The sequence below is a fragment of the Porcipelethomonas ammoniilytica genome, from assembly GCF_025567485.1.
Lineage (GTDB): Bacteria > Bacillota > Clostridia > Oscillospirales > Ruminococcaceae > Porcipelethomonas > Porcipelethomonas ammoniilytica.
Genome location: NZ_JAOQKH010000001.1, coordinates 54,481 through 75,442, shown reverse-complemented (window position 1 = coordinate 75,442; position 20,962 = coordinate 54,481). Strand labels below are relative to the sequence as shown.

Sequence of the window (20,962 nt, the reverse complement as noted above, 5' to 3'; positions counted from 1 at the left end):
TTTTTACAATCCTCCCTTAGTTGAAAGCGTTTCACCGGATCCTGTTTCTTTAACAGCCATTTTCAACGCATGCGCAACAGCCTTAAAAACAGATTCACATTTGTGATGATCATTTTTGCCATATACCATATTAACATGAAGCGTTATACCTGCATTGACAGCAAATGCTCTGAAAAATTCTTTAGTAAGACATGTATCATATTCACCTATCATCTGATTAGTAAATTCACCATTAAATACCAGAAATGGTCTGTTACTTATATCCAAAGAACAAAATCCCAAAGCCTCGTCCATTGGTATATACGCCGAGCCGTAGCGTACAATACCTGATTTATCACCAAGCGCCTGAGCTAATGCCTGTCCCAGAACAATACCGGTATCTTCAACGGTATGATGACCGTCAACATACAAATCCCCTTGGCACTTTATATTCATACTTATTCCGCTGTGCACTGACAAAGCTGTCAACATATGATCAAAGAAACCGATACCTGTGCTGATATCTGCGATTCCTTTTCCGTCAATCGTAACTTCAACCGAAACTTCAGTTTCTCTGGTTTTTCTTTCAACAAGACCGTGTTTCATAATGATATCCTTTCTCAGACTTTTACAATTTCCTTCAATGCCGAAATAAGCTTTGACATTTCTTCCGGAGTGCCTACTGTGATTCGCAGATAATTATCAATTCTGGGTTTATTCCAGTAACGAACATATATTTTTTTCTTTTTTAATTCTTCGAATATATATTTTGCCTTAACACTATTATGCTTAACAAACAAAAAATTACTTTTTGAATCGGTAAATTCAAATCCCAATTCGGCAAGAGCAGTTTTAGTTTTTTCCCTTGTATTAATTATCAATTCAACAGTATTTTTAAAATATTTTTCATCTCTTACTGATTCTGCACCGCATATTTGTGACAACTGATTCATAGTATAGGAATTTACAGAAAACTTTACATCGTTAAGATACTTAATAAGCTTAGAATTTCCCATAGCAAATCCAATTCTCATGCCTGCCATTGATCTGGACTTTGAAAACGTCTGAATAACAAGAAGATTTTCATACTTATCAATTAATTTTAGACAGCTTTCACCGCCAAAATCAATGTAAGCTTCATCAATCATTACAATTGAATTCGGATTTGCTTTAATGATATCTTCTATCATTTCCACACTTTCCAATACGCCTGTGGGAGCATTGGGATTAGGAAAAATAATACCGCCGTTTTCTGATTTATAATTATTGGGATTAATTCTAAAATTGTTATCTAAGGGAATACGCTTATACGGAATTCTGTGAACTTCTGCCCATACGTCATAAAAGGAATAGGTTATATCAGGAAATAAAATAGGTTTATCTGAATTAAAAAATGTCATAAAAGCCATAGATATTACATCATCTGATCCAACACCTACAAATATCTGAGATTTATCAAGATCATATTTCTTTGCAAGTTCAGATACTAGTACATCGGCATTTGTATCCGGATATAAACGCATTTTGCCTATATCAAAGCTATCTAACACCTGTCTTATACCCGGACACGGCGGATAAGGATTTTCATTTGTATTAAGCTTTATGATATCATTTTCTTTTGGCTGCTCGCCCGGTACATAAGGTTCAACACGTCTTATATTATTTTCCCAGCTCATATTTATCTCCGTTCTGCCGAATCAGGCTTTTTCATTTTAAACTCTTATCAAAGCTTATTCAAATCTTACTTTTATCGCATTTGCATGTGCGGTAAGACCTTCCTTTTCTGCAATCAATACTATATCATCTTTGGCTTCACGCAAAGCTTCTTCCGTATAATAAATATAACTGGAACGTTTTACAAAGCTATAAACAGAAAGCGGAGAGAAGAATCGTGCTGTACCGCTTGTAGGCAAAACATGATTAGGACCTGCATAATAATCTCCCAATGGTTCTGATGCATACTGACCCAGAAATACAGAACCTGCATTGTCAAGCTTACCTATATACTCTGTTGGATTTTTCATAAGTACTTCAAGGTGCTCCGGAGCTATTGCATTTGCAAGCTCAACAGCACAGTGAGGACAATCACATATAATAATCATTCCATAATCATCAAGAGACTTTTCAATTATATCTTTTCTGGACAGATATTGCATCTGTCTTTCAATTTCAGCAATAGTTTTATCTGCAATTTCTTCACTTGTTGTAAGAAGAATTGAAGAAGCAAGCTTGTCATGTTCAGCCTGAGACATAAGATCAGCTGCAATAAATTTAGGATCAGCAGTTTCGTCTGCCATAACAAGTATTTCACTTGGTCCGGCAATCATATCAATATCAACCTGACCGTAAAGAAGCTTCTTGGCAGTAGCAACATAAATATTTCCCGGACCTACAATCTTATCAACCTTAGGAATTGATTCTGTACCGTAAGCCAAAGCTGCCACAGCCTGAGCGCCACCTGTAAGGAAAATTCTGTCTACTCCGCAGACAGCTGCCGCAACCAGAATATCTTTATTGGGAGTGCCGTCCTTTAAAGGCGGAGTAACCATAATAATTTCTTTTACTCCGGCAATCTTTGCAGGTATAGCATTCATAATAACGCTTGATGGGTAAGCAGCCGTACCTCCCGGTACATAAAGACCCACTCTTTCAAGTCCTCGTACTCTCTGACCAAGCATTACACCGTTGTCCTTTGAGTGCATAAAACCGTTTTCCCTCTGACGATTATGAAAATCTGCAACATTCTCCATGGAGTTCAAAAGTGCATTAACAAAATCTTCATCTGCTTCTTCCAGAGCGTCATTTATGACATCCTGCGGTACTTCATAATATTCCGGCAGACTGCCGTCAAATTTCAGCGTGTAATCGTTTACGGCCTTGTCGCCGTTTTCCTTTACATTTTCAATTATTTCGCTTACTACCTGCTCCACCTTTTTATTAGTTTCACCGCTTCTTTTTTTCAGGTTTTTAAGAAATTCAATTTCATCTTTTCCGTTTGCATAAATTTTACTTATCATTTAAATTCTCCTCAATAATACTGATCAAATCTTCTATTTCCTTCTGACGAAGCTTTAAGCTTACGGTATTTACAATCAGTCTTGCTGAAATAGAAACGATATCTTCAATAACTTCCAATCCATTTTCCTTAAGAGTCGTACCTGTTTCTACAATGTCAACAATTCCGTTTGAGAGTTCCAACAATGGTGCAAGTTCAACCGAACCTTCAATTTTTACTATGTCTATATCCATGCCCTTACTTTCAAAAAAGTTTCTTGCAACATTCGGATACTTTGTAGCTATTGTTTTTACTCCGTATCCTTCATAAAAATCAGTGCCTTTTTTAGCAGCAAGTGCAAATTTGCATCTGCCGAATCCCAAATCAACCAATTCAAAAAATTTACCGCTCATTTCAATAATTGTATCTTTTCCCACTACACCCATATCGCACACGCCGTGTTCAACATAAGTAATAACATCGTTTGCTTTGGCAAGTACAACTTCAATATTAGCATTCTTTATCGGAAGAATTAATTTTCTTCCCTTATCTCTTACGGCAGTACAGTCAAAGCCTGATTTTTCCAGAAGGTTTAACGTATCCTTTTCTAACCTTCCTTTTGTAAGAGCTATTCTCAATGGTTTTGACATTTATTTTACCTCCGTTACTGTTTTACCGACAGATATTATATTTCCAATATTTTTTTCTTCTGAATATTTTTTTGTTTCTTCTATTGTATTAAACAAGGATATTTCAACTTTTTTATTTTCTTTTCTTAAATCACATGAAATTTTCAGTGCTTGCATTTCATATCCTGTTTCGGCAAATACAATTGTATCAACAACAGAAGCTTCAGCAGAATTATGCTTCATTTCAACTTTTGTAACTGCGTCAACATTCACGGCAAATCCCGTTGCAGGAACGTCATATCCAAAATCAGCAATCAGTTTGTCATAACGTCCGCCGGACAGAACTTCTTCACCATACCCTTCAAGATATCCCTTAATTATAATGCCTGTATAATAATCAGTACGGTTTACCATTCCTAAATCCACAGTAAGGTTTCCATTACCTATAATCTGTGAAATATGATTATATAGATCCTTAAGATTGGCAAGAATAGTGTCAATTTTTTCGTCAGAAAACAATTTAGAAGCTTTTTCAAACACTTCTTCACCGCCAAAAAGTCTTGGAAGTCTTTTTAAAGCGTGTGTTATTTCATTTTTACCTATACTGTCAAGATAATCATTCAACGCCGGATAATTCTTGGTTTCAATATAATTTCTTATAATTTCTTTTTGTATATCATTAGCGTCAAGCTTATTTACAAGCTCATTAAAAAATCTTATATCACCGATTTCCAGCGAAAAGCTGCTGGAAGAACATGATGCCAGCACTTCTATTGCAGTTGAAATAACCTCCAAATCTGCCATTTTAGACGATGAACCGATAAGCTCAATTCCCGTTTGTACTACCTGTGCGCTTTTTCCCTTCAGAGACGGAGCCATATTGAATACACACTGATTATAATAAAGCCTCATAGGAAGAGTAGTATCTTTAAGTCTTGTAGCCACTATTCTGGCAATCGGAATAGTATTATCCGGTCTTAATACCAGAAGTCTGCCTTTGCAGTCTGTCAGCTTAAAAAGCTTCTCCTGAGGAAAATAAGATGAATTATGATTGAAAACGTCATAAAATTCTATGCTTGGAGTTATCAGCTCGGAGTATCCCATGCTGTTAAAAATTTTATGAATTTTATCTTCTATTGATTGTCTGATTATACATTCTTCAAAAAGAAGGTCTTTTGTACCTTCCGGAGTAATTAGATCATTGCTTCTCATTGGTATTTCTCCTTATTTCACTTTAGTACGCTAATATGATAACATGATAATTAAAAAAAGTCAAGTTAAAACAGAGTCATCTGACTAGTTTTAGGCAAACTGCCTAAAGCTCCCATTCTTTCAAGAGCTTCCATTGTTGTTTTTGACGCACCGCTCTTTTCCTGTAATTCTTCAATAGATATATAATCCTTTTTCTGTGCAGCTTCATATAGCTTCAATGCCGCATTTTCTCCGACGCCGGAAATGGCATTGAACGGAATGCGGATTTTCCCGTCTTCAATAAGATATTTCAACGCATGAGATTTATAAATATCAACCGGAAGAAAGTCGTATCCTCTTGACATCATTTCATTAATTATTAAAAGCAAATCATAAGTATCTTTTTCCTTTGCACTTTTTTCATTCCCCATTGCCTTTAACTGTTCAATTTTATTTCTTACTGCGTTAATACCGCTGACAACTGTTTCTATATCAAAATCAGCGCCTCTTGTAGTAAAATATGTAGAATAAAATTCAAGAGGCTTATATAATTTAAACCATCCCAATTTTATGGCCGCAATTACATACGCAGCAGCATGTGCTTTCGGGAACATATATTTAATTTTCAGACAACTGTCAATATACCACTGCGGAACATCATGCTCTTTAAGCATTTCAATAATTTCCGGAGTAAAGAACTTAGGCGCTTTGCCTTTTCGGGTAAACTCCATTATATTAAATGCCATTTTAGGTTCTACACCCTTATAGAGCAGATATGTCATAATACTGTCACGAGTACCGATAACGTCTGAAATTGTACATATATTCTGATCTATAAGATCCTTAGCGTTGCCCAGCCATACGTCTGTACCGTGTGATAATCCGGAAATCTGAAGAAAGTCGCTGAACTTAGTAGGCTTTGCATCAATAAGCATTTGGATCGTAAATCCTGTTCCCATTTCAGGAATACCCAAGCTTCCCGTCTGACAATATATTTCTTCAGGTGTTACTCCAAGAACCTCAGCAGACGTACACATTTTTATAACCTGCGGATCAGATGTCGGAACATCTTTTATTTTAATTCCTGTTATGTCCTCAAGATGCTTGTATAGGGTAGGCACAACATGTCCTAATTCATCAAGTTTAAGAATGGTATCATGAAGCGAATGGAAATCAAAATGAGTGGTAACAACATCAGATTCATCTGATTCCGCCGGATGCTGTATAGGTGTAAAATCATATACTTCATAATCCGACGGAACAACAACCATTCCTCCTGGATGTTGACCGGTTGTTCTTTTTACTCCGGTACAGCCGATAGACAGTCTGTTTTCTTCAGCCGGATTTGCAGTCTTTCCGGTTTCTTCAAGATAATGTTTGGCATAACCGAATGCGGTCTTAGACTGCACACCGCTTATAGTACCGGCTTTAAATACATTTTTCGGTCCGAACAACTCTTCGGTATACCTATGTGCGCTGCCCTGATATTCACCGGAAAAGTTCAGATCTATATCAGGCGCTTTATCACCGTCAAATCCCAAAAATGTTTCAAACGGAATATCATGTCCGTCCCGCTTCATATCCGTTCCGCATTTAGGACAGTTCTTCTGAGGCAAGTCAAAACCGGAACCGATACTTCCGTCCGTAATAAATTCACTGTACTGACATTCCGGACACACATAATGAGGAGCTAACGGATTAACCTCGGAAATACCTGCCATAGAAGCCACGAACGAAGAGCCAACCGAACCTCTTGAACCTACAAGATATCCATGTTCCTCGGAATTCCACACAAGCTTCTGCGCAATAATATACAATACTGAAAATCCATGCTTTATAATTGATTCCAGCTCTCGATTAAGTCGTTTTTCGACAATTTCAGGCAAGGGATCTCCATATATGCTTTTTGCCCTTTCATTTGTTATACGTACTAAATCTTCTTGTGCGCCGGGAAGATCCGGAGTAAACGTTCCCTTAGGAATAGGACGGATATCATTTTCGATCCAGTCGGCTATCATATTAGTATTTTCAACAACAACTTCATACGCCTTTTCTTCACCCAGATACTTAAATTCCTCAAGCATTTCATCTGTAGTACGCAGATAAAGAGGCGGCTGATTTTCGGCGTCTTTAAATCCGTTTCCGGTCATAAGGATCTTTCTGAAAATACTGTCTTCCTTATCCATAAAATGAACGTCGCATGTGGCACAAACGGGAATATTAAGTTTTTCACCCAGTTCAACAATTTTCCTATTATAATTTTCAAGTTCTTCTACTGTTTCAGCCGTACCGTTTCGAAGCATAAATTCATTATTCATAACAGGCTGAATTTCCAGATAATCATAAAATTTTGCAAGCTCTTCAATTTCCTTCTGAGGGTGTTTATCAATTATGGCTCTGAATAATTCTCCTGCTTCACAGGCGCTTCCGAAAATCAGACCTTCTCTGTGCTTTAGCAGTTCAGACTTCGGCATAAGAGGTTTTTTATAAAAATAATTCAACTGACTGTAAGAAATAAGCTTGTAAAGATTCTTTAATCCCACGCTATTTTTTACAAGTATAATCTGATGATATGATTTAAGCTTTTTAACGTCTATTTTATTAACTTTAGTATTCAGATCGCACAATTTTTCAACACTGTTATTTTTAATTAGACGTCCCATGAGTTCTATAAAAATTTTTGCCAGCATCAGTGCGTCATCACATGCACGGTGATGTTCAAATTTACCAAGCTTAAGATGCTTTGCAACCGTATCAAGCTTATGCTTTCCAAGCTCCGGAAGCATCGCGCGGCACATTACAAGACTATCAATACTAGAGTATTCATGAGAAATACTATGTCTGCGGCAGACTGCGTCAATAAATGAATTATCAAATCTTGCATTATGTGCAACCATTACCGGATTATCACCGCAAAACTCCAGAAACTGTTCTACCGCCTCCTTCTCCTTAGGCGCATTAGCGACCATGCCATCGTTTATACCGGTCAGCTCGACTATTTTTTGCGGTATTGGTTTTTCCGGATTAACCATAATATTAAAGCTGTCGACAATACGCATATTTTTTATTTTAACAGCGCCTATTTCAGTTAATCTTTCTTTTTCCACATTCAAACCGGTAGTTTCTACATCATATATTATTATTTCGTCGTTTACATCTCTGGTATCGTTCTTGTTTATTATATTAACAGGATTAATATCGTTTACAACATACGCCTCGCACCCGTATATAACCTTAAAGTCATCCAGTCCGGCCGATGCATTCATTGCGTCAGGAAATGCCTGCACTACTCCGTGATCGGTTATAGCCATTGCTTTATGACCCCATGAATGTGCCCGTTTAATCAGAGTTGCCGTATCCGTTACTGCGTCCATTGCAGACATGTTTGTATGTAAATGAAGTTCGACTCGTTTCTTTTCCGCATTATCCTGCTTTTGTTTCTTTTTAACTGAAACAATAGAAAACGGTCTTATTGTAATATCTTTAGAAAATGTATCAAATTCAATTGAACCTGATACTATAACTGTTACTCCTTTTTTCAGCTTGTCCACAGCTATTTCGTCTTTTTTCGGATCAACAAACATTTTCATTTGTATTGAACCTGTATAATCTGTAATGAAATAAGAATAAATCGTCTTACCGCTTTTAGTATTTCTGGGTTCCCCAACGTCAAAAATATCAGCCATTATTGTTACTTTTCTATCCAGTTCGGCTGTTGCAGACGCTATTGATTCAGGAGTATTTCTTATATTACGTCCCATAATAATTTCTGCCGAATCTGTAATAACTTCAAAGGGCATTTCAAGTGAAGAAATATCAGCAGAAGTATTTTTGGGAGGCTTAGGATCGGATATTTCCCTGGAGATCTGCGGTTTATTACCGAACTGTTCCTGATGCTGCGGTATTGACGCTCTTACTTCCTCCATCATTTTCTCATGCTCTGCAACATTAACATTATGCTCGCCTGTAAGTTCAACATCGATATTTAAATTAAATTCTTCCTGAATAAGCTTTGAAAATTCTCCGCTGAAATTTGATTTAACCAATAAGTCGTATCCGCCGTTTTTCAATTCTATAGAAATAAGTCCGTCAGCATATTTTACATCAGCATTATCCAGAAATCCGTTTACAACAGATAATTTTCTTTTAAGCTGTGAAATCAGATCATTATAATAATTCATTGTAAACATTTCCGGAAGGTATGTACAATAAAGATTAATTTTATCCAGATTCAGAATTTTCTCCAGATGCTTTTCAAATGATATTATATCATTATAGGGAATTAAATCCCTGAAATTTACATAAAAAGATATTTCAGTCAGATTTGCCGAATATGTTAATTTATAAATATTTCCGTTTTTTGTAATTTCGGGAATATCATTTGTATATTCACTTAAAAAATCGCCTAATCTGATTTCAGTCATTTTAATCTCCTATAATAATTCAATTTCTTTAAGCAATTCCGATACGATATTTTCTTCTGGAATTTTACGCAGTATTTCGCCCTTTTTGAACAGTACTGCGCATTTATCTCCGCCGGCTATTCCTATATCTGCTTCTTTGGCCTCTCCGGGACCGTTTACTATGCAGCCCATTACCGCAATCTTAATATCTTTATTGATATCCTTAACCGCTTCCTCTATCATACATGCTGCCTTAACAAGATCAATTCTAGTCCGTCCGCATGTAGGACATGAAATAACCTCAACACCGCTTCCCTTTCCAACAGCCTTCAAAATATCCTTTGCCGCATATATTTCCTTTATGGGGTCTCCAGTCAGTGAAACTCTTATTGTTTCTCCTATTCCGTCGCACAAAAGCGAGCCTATTCCCACAGAAGATTTTATAATGCCCATTCTTTCAGTTCCCGCCTCAGTAACGCCAAGGTGCATAGGATATCCGCACTTCAGCGCCGCAAGACGGTAGCTTTCAATCATAGTTTTAACATTTGATGATTTTATAGAAATAACAATATTTTCAAAATCAAATTTTTCAAGAAGCTTTACATGATACAGCGCGCTTTCTACCAATGCCTCAGCAGTAGGCGCCTGATATCTTTCAAGTATATGTTTTTCAAGCGAACCTGAATTTACGCCTATTCTTATAGGAATATTTTTATTTGCACATGTAACTGCAACCTGTTTCACTCTGTCAATATCTCCGATATTGCCCGGGTTTATTCTTATCTTATCTACTCCTGCATCAGCTGCGGCAAGAGCCAGCTTATAGTCAAAGTGTATGTCAGCCACAAGAGGAATATTAACCTTATCCTTTATTGCCGGGATCAGCTTTATGGCTTCCATATTCGGTATTGCAGCTCTGACAATATCGCAGCCGGCTTTTTCCAATTCAACAGCCTGATCTACACTTCCTTCAATATCGTCAGATCTTTTATTAAGCATAGACTGAATATATATTTTTTTACCATCGAGAATATAATCCTTTACTTTAACTTCTTTTACCGTTCTCATTGTATATTTACCTACCCTATCAATTTTTTTATATCACTAAAAGTAACTGCAACAATAAGCATCATTAAAAGCGCCATACCTATTAAATGAACTATTCCCTCATGTTCCGGCTTTACCGGTTTACGTCTTACTGCTTCAATAAGAAGAAACAGAAATCTTCCGCCGTCAAGTCCCGGAATAGGAAGAAGATTAAATATACCCAAATTAATAGTTATAAATATTGTAAGATTTATCAGAGTCATAAAAGATTCTCTAAATGTTTCTCCTGCATCAGCCGCATCACCTATCGCCCCAACTAATCCTACCGGTCCTGAAAGGTCATTAAACCCGTATTTTCCCGTTACAAGATCTACAAGAGAAATCCATATCATTCTTGCCGTTGAAACAGTGTCTTTGCCAGAAAACGCCAATACATTCAGAGGATTTTTATTTAATCCCTTAATTTGAAAGTCTACTACAGAATCTGTTGCACTGTCATGAAATATCACATCATTAAGCGTTATTTTTTTACCGTCTCTTTTAACAACAATATCAAATTTACCATCATCGTCCGAATAAAGCTGATAACTCAGATCACTGGGAGTGAAAATTCTCATACCATCCATTTTTATAATTTCATCGCCTTCTCTGAGTCCGCATTCATAGCTTTGCGCCGTAATTACTTCACTGGTTTCAGACTGTGTACTGAATCCTCCGACTATTGTACTGGGAACTGCACTGCGCATACAAGTCAAAATTACAATAAGTACAAATCCTAATAGTATATTCATGAACGCTCCGGCTACTATAACAAGCATTCTTTTCCATACGGGTTTATTCCCGAATGCACGGCTGTTTTCACTTTCCTGATCTTCACCTTCCATCGCACAGAATCCGCCGACCGGAAAAAGTCTAAGCGAATACTCAGTTTCGCCTATTTGTTTTTTCAGTATCTTCGGTCCCATACCCAAAGCAAATTTATTTACTTTTATTCCGCAAAGCTTTGCAACAAAAAAATGACCGAATTCATGTATAAAGATTATAACTCCAAAAATAATGATTGCCAGAATATATTTAAGCATAATACCTCCTAATTTACCCGGCTGTTAACAAAATCCCTTGCCGCTTTGTCAATTTCAATTACGTCCTCATAAGAAGTTATTTCTCGGTAACTAAAGCTTTCAACAGAACTTTCTGCCAATTTACCTATATCAAGAAAACCTATTTTTCCATTCAGAAAATGTTTTACCGCTTCCTCATTTGCTCCGTTTACAATACACGGATATGCTCCTCCTTTGCCGATAGCTTCGATACACGCTGAAAGACATCTGAATGTCTTATAATCAGGTTTTTCAAAAGTAAGCGTACCGTAATCGGTCAGACTTAACGGGCGACAGCTGCATTCCATTCTTTCAGGATAAAGAATAGCATATTGAATAGGTATTTTCATATCCGGCACACCCATCTGCGCTATGACAGAATTATCATTAAATTCGACTGCTGAATGCATGACACTCTGCTTATGCACAACAATTTCAATCTGTTCCGGTTTAAGATCAAAAAGCCATTTTGCTTCAATGAATTCCAGACCTTTATTCATAAGAGTTGAAGAATCAATAGTGATCTTGTTTCCCATACTCCAGTTAGGGTGATTTAAAGCCTGTTCAATTGTTACATTTTTCAATTCTTTTTCAGTTTTACCAAAAAACGGTCCTCCAGACGCTGTCAGAATAATTTTTTTCAGCTGTGAGCGTTTATTTCCCTGAAGGCACTGAAAAATTGCTGAATGCTCGCTGTCAACCGGATAGATCCTAACATTTTTTTCTTCAGCCGCCTTCATCACAAGATTTCCGCCTGCAACAAGAGTTTCTTTATTGGCAAGGGCAATATCTTTACCGGAACCAATCGCTGTCAGGGTAGGAAGAAGTCCCACCATACCAACAACCGAATTCAAAAGCAATCCTCCGGAAATATCAGCAGCTATTTCGCATAATCCTTCCATACCAGTAAGTATTTTTGTACCTGTTCCGTCAAGCAATACTTTTAATTCATTATAATATTTTTCATCATAAATGCAAACAGTTTTTACATTGTTTTCTTTACATTGCTTAGCAAGCATTTGATAATTTCTGTTTGCGGCAAGCGCATGAATTTTAATATTATGCATTCGTGCAACTTCTATAGCTTGTGTGCCTATAGAACCGGTTGAGCCAAGAATTGATATAACCTTATTCATATAATTATATGCCATTTTTAAGGCATAATACCAGCCTTTCATATATTTTTCGCAAAACAGGGGCTTTTAAGCCCCTGTTTATAGTTATTTGTATATATTAAAAATAGTAACAAATGCATAAAGACACGGAGCTACAAAAACAACACTATCAAAACGATCCATAAGACCGCCATGACCCGGCATAATATTTCCGTAATCTTTTATTCCGCATTGTCTTTTAACTACAGATGCCGACAAATCTCCAAGAGTTCCTACAACTGCCAGAATCATTCCCAATACGCATACTTCAAAGTAATTTACACTTACTGTATATTCAGTAAAATGAGGAAGAATTTTTGAATATCCAAAATTAATAAGCATAAACAAAAGACCGGTTATAAAAATCCCTCCAACAAATCCTTCAACTGTTTTTTTAGGACTGATTTCCGGACATAATTTCTTTTTGCCTATAAACGTACCTACAAAATACGCTCCCGAATCAGCAAGCCAAGCTCCGCATAATCCCATAATCAAATACATTAATCCATTTACCTTATCAATATCATGCAATATAATTAGACTGCTCATAGCATTGCTGATTAACAATGATGAAGCAATTATGAACATAAGTCTATAGTACTTCATTGAATTATGCTGAATAATATATGTTGTAAAAATACAAGTCAGCGCAATAAAAGTAACAGTAAATTTGTATTTTGCAGCTTCTCCGGTCACTATAAACGGATTAACAGCAGCGTACAAAAGCGCTGGAATGCATGTTAATCTAAGTTGAGTACATCTAGCAGCTTTCAAAACTTCATAGACCATAACTACTGAAATTAATGCTATTGCAATATTCAATGCAATCGTATTATGTAAAATCAGGATAATTACAGCAATTACAATACCTACCGCAGAAGAAAGTAACCTGACTGCCATTCAGACACCTCCAAACCGTCTTGAACGTTTTCCGAATTCAATTAATGCTTTATCCAATTCATTAGGTGAAAAATCCGGCCATAAAACATCTGTAAAATAAAATTCAGCATATGCAGACTGCCATATAAGAAAATTTGAAAGTCTCAATTCTCCGCTTGGTCTGATCATCAGATCCACATCAGGAACATCGGCAGTATACAAATATTTCTGAAACATATCTTCAGTAATTTCGTCAGGTTGGATTTCACCTCTTTTAACCTGTTCTGAAAGTATTTTCGCCGCATGAACAATTTCATCACGTCCGCCGTAATTTATAGCAAGCAGCATAGTCATTTTATTATAATCTTTAGTATCCTCTTCAAGATCGTTCATTTTTTTCTGAAGATCATCATCAAATATTGTTTTATCTCCCAGAAATAAAACTCTGACTTCCTCGCCTATATAATTGCGCACATCAACTATGTACTCTCTGAACAGTTCAATAATTGCGCTTACCTCATCTGCAGGACGTTTCCAGTTTTCAGTAGAAAAAGCATAAAAAGTAATATTTTTGATACCAATATCTTTACAGTATCTTGTAATTTTTTTAAATGTTTTTGCACCTTCCCTGTGACCGAATTTTCTTGGTAATCCACGCTTTTTAGCCCATCTGCCATTTCCGTCCATTATAAACGCAATATGTTCAGGAAACTGTTCAGGAAGTAATTCCTCTTTTGTTTTATTAAATAATGCCATACTTTTCCAACCTTATATTACAGGCTCATAATTTCTTTTTCCTTTTCGGAAACAAGATTATCAATATTTTTACAGAATTTATCTGTTAAGTTCTGTACTTCCTTTTCAAGATCTTTCAAATCATCTTCTGTGATTTCCCCTTCTTTTTTCATAGATTTCAGGGACTCCAGCGCATCTCTTCTTATCGAACGAACTGCCACTTTTGTTTCTTCGCCGTATTTTTTTATTTCCTTGCAAAGCTCCTTACGTTTTTCTTCAGTCGGCTGAGGAAATACAAGTCTTATAACCTTACCGTCGTTTGTTGGGGTAATACCTATATCCGACGTCATTATTGCCTTTTCAATTGCTTTTAATGTTGAAATATCCCAAGGCTGAATCAGAAGTATTCTGGCTTCAGACACTGAAACGGCAGCCATCTGATTTATAGGTGTTGGTACTCCATAATAATCAACCATAGCTTTATCAAGTACTGCCGGATTTGCTCTGCCTGCCCTGATCGCAGCAAATTCTCCTTTAAGCCTGTCCACAGATTTAGTCATTTTACCTTCTGCTTTTTTTATTTTTTCATTCATAATCAATTCTCCTTTATAATAGTTCCAATATTTTTACCCATTATTGCATCATAAATATTATCAGGACGGCTAAGATCAAATACTAAAAGTCCCATATCATTATCACGGCACATAGTTGCGGCAGTACTATCCATTACAGCAAGCTCCTGATTTAACACGTCGCTGAACGTCAGTGAATCATATTTAACGGCATCATTATATTTATTGGGATCTTTATCGTAAACCCCATCAACCATTGTAGCTTTGAGAAAAATATCAGCTTCAATTTCAACTGCTCTCAATGCTGCTGCCGTATCAGTGGAAAAAAACGGATTTCCCGTTCCGCAGCCGAAAATTACAAGTCTGCCCTTTTTCAGATGAGACATAGCCTTGTTTCTTATATAAGGCTCGGCAACCTGCTGCATAGTGATAGCAGTCTGCACTCTTACGTCAATATCCATTGATTCAAGTACATCGGCAATAGCCAGTGCATTAATGGTAGTTGCAAGCATTCCCATATGGTCTGCCCTTGTTCTGTCCATACCTCCGCTGGAACGTCCTCTCCAGAAGTTTCCTCCCCCGACTACAATTCCCATTTCCACTCCTGCGTCAGCACATTTTTTTATACTGTTGCATATATCGGTAATTACTTTATAATCCAAACCGAATTTATTTTCTCCGGCTAATGCTTCACCGCTTAATTTCAGAAGCACTCTTTTATATTTAAGTTCCATTTTTACACCTCGCAAAATATTCTTTTTATATTTTACACTAAAATTACCAAGATGTAAAGTCTATTTATACAAATTTATTAAAAATAATTATTCATTTTTTTACTCTCAATTACAGATAAATAAAATAACCCGAAAATATTAAATTTTCGAGTCAATATCCAAATTAAAATAATTTACCAATTCTGATTTCGGTCGTGCGCCTGTCATTTGCTTTACAGCCTTGCCGTTTTCAAATAAAATAAATGTAGGAATACTCATAACGCCGAAACGTTCTGCAAGTGCGGAACACTCGTCAACATTAATCTTACAGAATTTAATATTATTAAAACTTTTTTCAAGCTCCTGAAAAACAGGCGTCATCATTTTACATGGTCCGCACCATTCCGCCCAAAAATCAATCAAAATTTTTCCGTTATAATTTAAAACTTCATTTTCAAAGTTACTGTCATTGATAATATTCATATAATTCTCCTTATCCTAAAGTATTTATATGAATATTTTATCACTTTTTTTAATAAATATCAACAATATTATAAAAAAAACTTCCCTTATGATTTTTTTCGGCAATGAAATTCATAAAAGGAAGTATTTTTATTAATTTTTAAAGAATAAAGCAGATAAGACCGCTGCAGCCTTCATTTATAACACGTTCTAAGGTTTCCTGTAATTTCATTCTTGCATCTACAGGCATTTTGTACAATTTATTATGAAGTCCTTCGTTTACAAGTTCATGGAGAGATTTTCCAAAAATATTTGATTCCCATATTTTTTTTGGATTTTCTTCAAAACCTGATAATAAATACATAACAAGTTCTTCACTTTGTTTTTCTGTACCCACTATAGGGCTGACCGTTGTATTAATAGCCGCTTTCATTAAATGAATTGACGGAGCGGAAGCTTTAAGCTTTACGCCGTATTTTCCTCCCTGCTTTATTATTTCCGGTTCTTCCAAAGAAAGCTCGTCAATGTCCGGCATTACTATTCCATAACCGGTTGCCTCAACTTCATCAAGCGCCGGTTTAATTTTTTCATACTCTTTCTTTATTTTATTAAGTTCCATTAAAATCGGAAGCAGATCGCTCTCGTTTACGATCTCTATACCGGTCGTTTCACCAAGTATTTTGTAAAACAGCGTACTGTCAAGATTAACCTGTATGGTAACGCTTCCCTGTCCCAGATCAATTTCAGCAATTTTTGAATCCGTTATATACTGACACTCCCTTATTTTTTCCGCCGCCTGCTTAACCTCTCTTACTAATTTAATATCCTGCGCAGATTCCCTTACTTTTGAAAAAATCTCATCTTTTAACCAATGACCTTTTGCAAGTCCTGTTATCCATTTTTCCATTCTTATGTTAATTTCTTTAATCGGAAATGCAAACAATATCTGAGTCATAATATACTTAATGTCTTTTTCACTCAGCTCCAGACAATTTACAGGTATAACGGTTGCTCCATACTGTTCGGAAAGCTCCTCACATAACAATACGGACTCTTCCGCTTCAGGATCCAAGCAATTCATTATGATAATAAAAGGTTTATTTATTTCTTTCAGTTCTTCAACAACCCGCTTTTCGCATTCTGCATACTCCTCTCTGGGAATATCTGAAATACTTCCATCGGTAGTTACCACCAAACCGATTGTAGAGTGTTCGGATATAACCTTTTGAGTACCCACTTCCGCAGCCATATTAAACGGCACTTCTTCATCAAACCATGGAGTTACAACCATTCTGGGAGCTTCATTCTCTATATATCCCAGTGAGCTTGGAACTATGTATCCGACACAATCAATCAAACGTACATTAAATTTTGCACCGTCTTCCAGATTAACTTCAACCGCTTCTTCAGGAATAAACTTCGGCTCGGTAGTCATTATGGTTTTGCCTGCGGCAGACTGCGGCAACTCGTCAATGGCCCTTTCTCTTTTAAAATCACTTTCAATATTCGGAATCACCAACGATTCCATAAATCTTTTTATAAATGTAGATTTTCCCGTTCGAACGGGTCCGACTACCCCTATATATATATCTCCGTCCGTTCTTCTGGATATATCATTATAAATATCGTTAACCATTTTATCCTCCTACACAATTGGTATCAATAACATGCCGTTATCTGTTAAACGGTCGCTGTCTAGAGAATTTTCTTCCATTATTGCATTTACTGATGTACAGTATTTTTTGGCAATATTCCATACGTCTTCATTTTCTACTCCGTAATATAATTTAAGCGCATAATCTCCGTCTCTGGTGATCTTTACAGTATCGTCAAATTTTACATCTGTAAGAGCTTCACACATTGAAGACGTAAATAAATCGCCGATTACCCGAATATCCGTTTTTATAGATAAACCGTTTGATGAGGTAAGAGTATAAGTACATCCAAGAGGTTCAACATTTATTTCCGCTAAACTGTTTTCAGTTATTTTATCATTTTCCACTACATGTTCAAACGCTTCTTCTTTTTCCAGTATAGCCGGAAAGTTATTCTCATTTTTTATCATAATGCTAAAGCACAGCATACCGCTTATTTTCAGTGAACGTTCTTCAGAATTTATCTGAATATTAATATTTTTTACAGTACTCCAAACATCATAAACACAAGCTATTGTTCCATCATCATTTTCAATAGAAGTTTTATTCTGAAAAATTTCATTTACTGATACGGGAGGCTGGTCAATCATAAATTTGGACGAAGCATATTCACATGGATAAGAAGTTGAATATGCGTCGGCAACAAGCTGCACAGGAAGCGTTTTTATTGCACGGCAGCGTATTCCGATTTTTAATTCACATTTTAATAATTTATTTTCGCCGTCACTGTTCGTATTTGCAATAATATCGCATGAGACCAACCGAAGATTTACTGAACAATCATAATTTTCGTCAAGACCTTCCATATCTACGATCTGACTGTAAGGAACTGAAAAATTCATAGTTTCCATTCCGTCGCTGCATGTATATAAAACCTTTACTTCAGCGTCTCCTTTAACTACAAGTTTATTGGATATAATTTTTTTATCAGGTTCAGACAAAATTACATCCGACCTTACAATACCTGAAACCGATGGTTTAGACATGTTTAACTCAACATCTTCATTAACTGTTATAGTTTTATTTTCTATAATTTTTTTAGCGGCATATTCAACCGGTATTTTTTTCATTTGTGCATTCATACCAAATATATCGCAGATTACTTCCTGAGTGGTTTCGCCGGTAATCTTGACTTTTATTGAAACAGCACCCCGCATATCAATTCTTCTCTGATTTACAACTCTGCAATTTATGTGATCTGCCTTAGGGATCAGAGAAACCATGGGTTTATTTACATTTGCTCCCATCTGCACTGTTTTTGAGTATGTCATTTTTTGATTGATACATTGTAATTTATTATCCTTCTCAGAACAATATAATATTTTAACGTCAGCAAGTAACTCATATGTTAATGAATCACCGTTAATATTACTGGAAATAATAGTCGGAACAATACAGCATTTAATTAGTTTAAAAATGTCGGGATAATAATCAGGTAAAATATAATCAAGTTCAACGCTTTGTTCCTGAACACCATCATATATTTTTTCACTGACTGACAGCATTTCTCGGTTAATCTTTAAATCCATTTATATACCTCCTAATTTACACAAAATCCGTTATTAGATTTATCCGGACTTGTCTTGCTAAAATCAGTATATTCAAATTTAATTTCGATTATGACAAATCTGTCAATTTAATATAATAGTGATATAATAAATGTGAGGAACATATTTTTTATGTTCCTCACAATAAACACGGTATAAATTATTAAAAAAACGTATGCTCCACAAAAATTTTAACTCCGATTCCTACAAGAATCAGTCCGCCAACTAACTGAGCCTTATTATTAAGTATATTTCCGAATTTCTTTCCTATCAGTACTCCAACAATACTAAACATAAATGTAATACTGCAAATGGCAGTCGCTGCAAAAGCTATATTTACATTTTCAAGCGCTGCAAAGCTTACTCCTACTGCTAAAGCATCAATACTGGTCGCAATTCCCTGCATAAACAGCATTTTTCCGGTAAGAATACTGCTTTCATTCTTTTCTTCGTCCTTTTTAAACGACTCCCATATCATCTGACCACCGATAAATCCAAGCAAAATTAGAGCTATAATATGATCAAAAGCCGTTATATACTTCGCAAAACCACGTCCTAAAAAATAGCCGATAAGAGGCATTAATCCCTGAAATCCTCCGAAACAGACCCCCGTCATGATCGTTTTTCCAGCCTTGATATTCTTACAGCAAAGCCCATTCGTCACCGATACCGCAAAAGCGTCCATTGAAAGACCTATTCCAATAAGAATCAATTCAATTATACTCATTATTTGTCCCCCTAAATTCTCTTTGACAGCAATCCGGAATATTTTTTTCTGAAATCCTTAAAATTACCGTTATCCAAAGCGTCTCTTATTTTTTCTGCGAGAGTATTGTAAAAATATAGATTATGCATAACTGCAAGGCGTCCGGCAAGCATTTCACCGGCTTTGAAAAGGTGGCGTACATACGCCCTCGTAAAGTTCCGACAGACAGGACAGCCGCACTCTTCATCTATTGGACGGCTGTCAGTTTCATAGCACTTATTTGTAAGATGCATGACTCCCGACCATGTAAATACTGTCGCATGCCTTGCATTACGGCTTGGCATAACGCAGTCAAACATATCAACGCCTCTTGCAACAGCCTCTATAATGTTTGACGGAGTTCCTACTCCCATAAGATATCTCGGCTTGTTCACAGGCATGTAAGGCTCGACAACATCTATAATTCTGTACATTTCCTCGGTGGATTCACCCACTGCAAGTCCGCCGATGGCATAACCGTCCAGATCAAGTTTAGCTATATCCTCCATATGTTTAATTCTCAAATCATCATAAGTACTGCCCTGATTGATCCCGAAAAGCATCTGATTCTTATTTATAGTATCACTCAAAGAATTCAGTCTTTCCATTTCCTCTTTGCAGCGATAAAGCCAGCGTGTAGTACGCTCAATTGAATTTGCCGCATATTCATGCTCCGACGGATTTTCAATGCACTCATCAAACGCCATAGCTATAGTAGAAGCAAGATTAGACTGTATCTGCATACTTTCTTCCGGACCCATAAAAATCTTTCTTCCGTCAATATGAGAAGAAAAATAAACGCCTTCCTCTTTAATCTTACGCAGCTTGGCTAAAGAAAATACCTGAAATCCTCCGCTGTCGGTAAGAATCGGACGATTCCAGTTCATAAATTTATGCAGTCCGCCCATTTCCTTTATTACCTTATCCGTAGGACGCAAATGCAGATGATATGTATTGCAAAGCTCTACCTGACATTTTAAATCTACCAGATCAAGAGAGGAAATACCACCCTTAATTGCCGCAGCAGTTCCTACATTCATAAAGCAGGGCGTCTGAAAAGTACCGTGTACCGTTTCAAACTGTCCTCTTCTTGCTTTTCCCTCTTTCTTTAATAATGTATACATAATTTCTCCTTTATGTTAAACAAATCACTATT

18 protein-coding genes are annotated in these 20,962 nt (G+C 36.3%); all 18 read right to left on the bottom strand.

Features of this window, described 5'->3' with window-relative positions; genetic code table 11:
- Positions 1-3: 3 nt before the first annotated feature.
- Positions 4-585: an imidazoleglycerol-phosphate dehydratase HisB gene (gene hisB, locus OCV67_RS00355; protein ID WP_147641868.1), complete on the bottom strand. Its 582-nt coding sequence runs from the start codon at positions 583-585 to the stop codon at positions 4-6.
- Positions 586-599: 14 nt separating this feature from the next.
- Complete coding sequence (gene hisC, locus OCV67_RS00350) at positions 600-1,655, bottom strand: histidinol-phosphate transaminase (protein WP_178084941.1); 1,056 nt, start codon at positions 1,653-1,655, stop codon at positions 600-602.
- A 54-nt stretch (positions 1,656-1,709) separates the two neighbouring features.
- Entirely contained in the window at positions 1,710-2,996 is a 1,287-nt protein-coding gene (hisD, locus tag OCV67_RS00345) for a histidinol dehydrogenase (protein WP_147641866.1), read from the bottom strand.
- Positions 2,986-3,624, bottom strand: a complete 639-nt coding sequence (gene hisG, locus OCV67_RS00340; RefSeq protein ID WP_147641865.1) for an ATP phosphoribosyltransferase — start codon at positions 3,622-3,624, stop codon at positions 2,986-2,988. Before hisG ends, hisD begins: the two co-directional genes overlap by 11 nt.
- Positions 3,625-4,815 (bottom strand): ATP phosphoribosyltransferase regulatory subunit, encoded by a 1,191-nt coding sequence (hisZ, locus tag OCV67_RS00335; RefSeq protein WP_147641864.1) that lies wholly within the window; start codon positions 4,813-4,815, stop codon positions 3,625-3,627.
- Between the two features lie 65 nt (positions 4,816-4,880).
- Positions 4,881-9,218 (bottom strand): PolC-type DNA polymerase III, encoded by a 4,338-nt coding sequence (locus OCV67_RS00330; RefSeq protein WP_147641863.1) that lies wholly within the window; start codon positions 9,216-9,218, stop codon positions 4,881-4,883.
- Between the two features lie 9 nt (positions 9,219-9,227).
- Positions 9,228-10,265: a flavodoxin-dependent (E)-4-hydroxy-3-methylbut-2-enyl-diphosphate synthase gene (gene ispG, locus OCV67_RS00325; RefSeq protein ID WP_147641862.1), complete on the bottom strand. Its 1,038-nt coding sequence runs from the start codon at positions 10,263-10,265 to the stop codon at positions 9,228-9,230.
- Between the two features lie 11 nt (positions 10,266-10,276).
- Positions 10,277-11,326 carry a M50 family metallopeptidase gene (locus OCV67_RS00320; protein WP_147641861.1) on the bottom strand — a complete coding sequence of 350 codons (1,050 nt, stop codon included), beginning with the start codon at positions 11,324-11,326 and terminating at the stop codon, positions 10,277-10,279.
- Positions 11,327-11,334: 8 nt separating this feature from the next.
- Positions 11,335-12,522: a 1-deoxy-D-xylulose-5-phosphate reductoisomerase gene (locus OCV67_RS00315; RefSeq protein ID WP_262644112.1), complete on the bottom strand. Its 1,188-nt coding sequence runs from the start codon at positions 12,520-12,522 to the stop codon at positions 11,335-11,337.
- A 42-nt stretch (positions 12,523-12,564) separates the two neighbouring features.
- On the bottom strand, positions 12,565-13,398 hold the full coding sequence (locus OCV67_RS00310; RefSeq protein WP_147641860.1) for a phosphatidate cytidylyltransferase: 834 nt from the start codon (positions 13,396-13,398) through the stop codon (positions 12,565-12,567).
- Positions 13,399-14,133, bottom strand: a complete 735-nt coding sequence (locus OCV67_RS00305) for an isoprenyl transferase (RefSeq protein WP_147641859.1) — start codon at positions 14,131-14,133, stop codon at positions 13,399-13,401.
- Between the two features lie 17 nt (positions 14,134-14,150).
- Positions 14,151-14,705 carry a ribosome recycling factor gene (gene frr, locus OCV67_RS00300; RefSeq protein ID WP_147641858.1) on the bottom strand — a complete coding sequence of 185 codons (555 nt, stop codon included), beginning with the start codon at positions 14,703-14,705 and terminating at the stop codon, positions 14,151-14,153.
- A 2-nt stretch (positions 14,706-14,707) separates the two neighbouring features.
- Positions 14,708-15,418 carry a UMP kinase gene (gene pyrH, locus OCV67_RS00295; protein WP_147641857.1) on the bottom strand — a complete coding sequence of 237 codons (711 nt, stop codon included), beginning with the start codon at positions 15,416-15,418 and terminating at the stop codon, positions 14,708-14,710.
- Positions 15,419-15,556: 138 nt separating this feature from the next.
- Positions 15,557-15,880 (bottom strand): thioredoxin, encoded by a 324-nt coding sequence (gene trxA, locus OCV67_RS00290; protein WP_147641856.1) that lies wholly within the window; start codon positions 15,878-15,880, stop codon positions 15,557-15,559.
- Positions 15,881-16,019: 139 nt separating this feature from the next.
- Positions 16,020-17,495, bottom strand: coding sequence for a stage IV sporulation protein A (gene spoIVA / locus OCV67_RS00285; RefSeq protein WP_147641855.1), 1,476 nt, complete (start codon positions 17,493-17,495; stop codon positions 16,020-16,022).
- 9 nt (positions 17,496-17,504) lie between these two features.
- Positions 17,505-19,043, bottom strand: coding sequence for a DUF3794 and LysM peptidoglycan-binding domain-containing protein (locus OCV67_RS00280; RefSeq protein WP_147641854.1), 1,539 nt, complete (start codon positions 19,041-19,043; stop codon positions 17,505-17,507).
- 181 nt (positions 19,044-19,224) lie between these two features.
- Positions 19,225-19,788: a manganese efflux pump MntP gene (locus OCV67_RS00275; protein WP_147641853.1), complete on the bottom strand. Its 564-nt coding sequence runs from the start codon at positions 19,786-19,788 to the stop codon at positions 19,225-19,227.
- 11 nt (positions 19,789-19,799) lie between these two features.
- Positions 19,800-20,930 (bottom strand): tRNA guanosine(34) transglycosylase Tgt, encoded by a 1,131-nt coding sequence (gene tgt / locus OCV67_RS00270; protein ID WP_147641852.1) that lies wholly within the window; start codon positions 20,928-20,930, stop codon positions 19,800-19,802.
- Positions 20,931-20,962 lie beyond the last annotated feature (32 nt).

Coding starts and splice junctions, on each gene's coding strand:
- hisD (WP_147641866.1), bottom strand. CDS start 2,996: ATGATAAGTAAAATTTATGCAAACGGAAAAGATGAAATTGAATTTCTT.
- spoIVA (WP_147641855.1), bottom strand. CDS start 17,495: ATGGTTAACGATATTTATAATGATATATCCAGAAGAACGGACGGAGAT.
- hisC (WP_178084941.1), bottom strand. CDS start 1,655: ATGAGCTGGGAAAATAATATAAGACGTGTTGAACCTTATGTACCGGGC.
- hisG (WP_147641865.1), bottom strand. CDS start 3,624: ATGTCAAAACCATTGAGAATAGCTCTTACAAAAGGAAGGTTAGAAAAG.
- OCV67_RS00280 (WP_147641854.1), bottom strand. CDS start 19,043: ATGGATTTAAAGATTAACCGAGAAATGCTGTCAGTCAGTGAAAAAATA.
- tgt (WP_147641852.1), bottom strand. CDS start 20,930: ATGTATACATTATTAAAGAAAGAGGGAAAAGCAAGAAGAGGACAGTTT.
- OCV67_RS00320 (WP_147641861.1), bottom strand. CDS start 11,326: ATGCTTAAATATATTCTGGCAATCATTATTTTTGGAGTTATAATCTTT.
- OCV67_RS00275 (WP_147641853.1), bottom strand. CDS start 19,788: ATGAGTATAATTGAATTGATTCTTATTGGAATAGGTCTTTCAATGGAC.
- frr (WP_147641858.1), bottom strand. CDS start 14,705: ATGAATGAAAAAATAAAAAAAGCAGAAGGTAAAATGACTAAATCTGTG.
- OCV67_RS00315 (WP_262644112.1), bottom strand. CDS start 12,522: ATGAAAGGCTGGTATTATGCCTTAAAAATGGCATATAATTATATGAAT.
- OCV67_RS00305 (WP_147641859.1), bottom strand. CDS start 14,133: ATGGCATTATTTAATAAAACAAAAGAGGAATTACTTCCTGAACAGTTT.
- OCV67_RS00310 (WP_147641860.1), bottom strand. CDS start 13,398: ATGGCAGTCAGGTTACTTTCTTCTGCGGTAGGTATTGTAATTGCTGTA.
- hisB (WP_147641868.1), bottom strand. CDS start 585: ATGAAACACGGTCTTGTTGAAAGAAAAACCAGAGAAACTGAAGTTTCG.
- ispG (WP_147641862.1), bottom strand. CDS start 10,265: ATGAGAACGGTAAAAGAAGTTAAAGTAAAGGATTATATTCTCGATGGT.
- trxA (WP_147641856.1), bottom strand. CDS start 15,880: ATGAATATTATCAATGACAGTAACTTTGAAAATGAAGTTTTAAATTAT.
- OCV67_RS00330 (WP_147641863.1), bottom strand. CDS start 9,218: ATGACTGAAATCAGATTAGGCGATTTTTTAAGTGAATATACAAATGAT.
- hisZ (WP_147641864.1), bottom strand. CDS start 4,815: ATGAGAAGCAATGATCTAATTACTCCGGAAGGTACAAAAGACCTTCTT.
- pyrH (WP_147641857.1), bottom strand. CDS start 15,418: ATGGAACTTAAATATAAAAGAGTGCTTCTGAAATTAAGCGGTGAAGCA.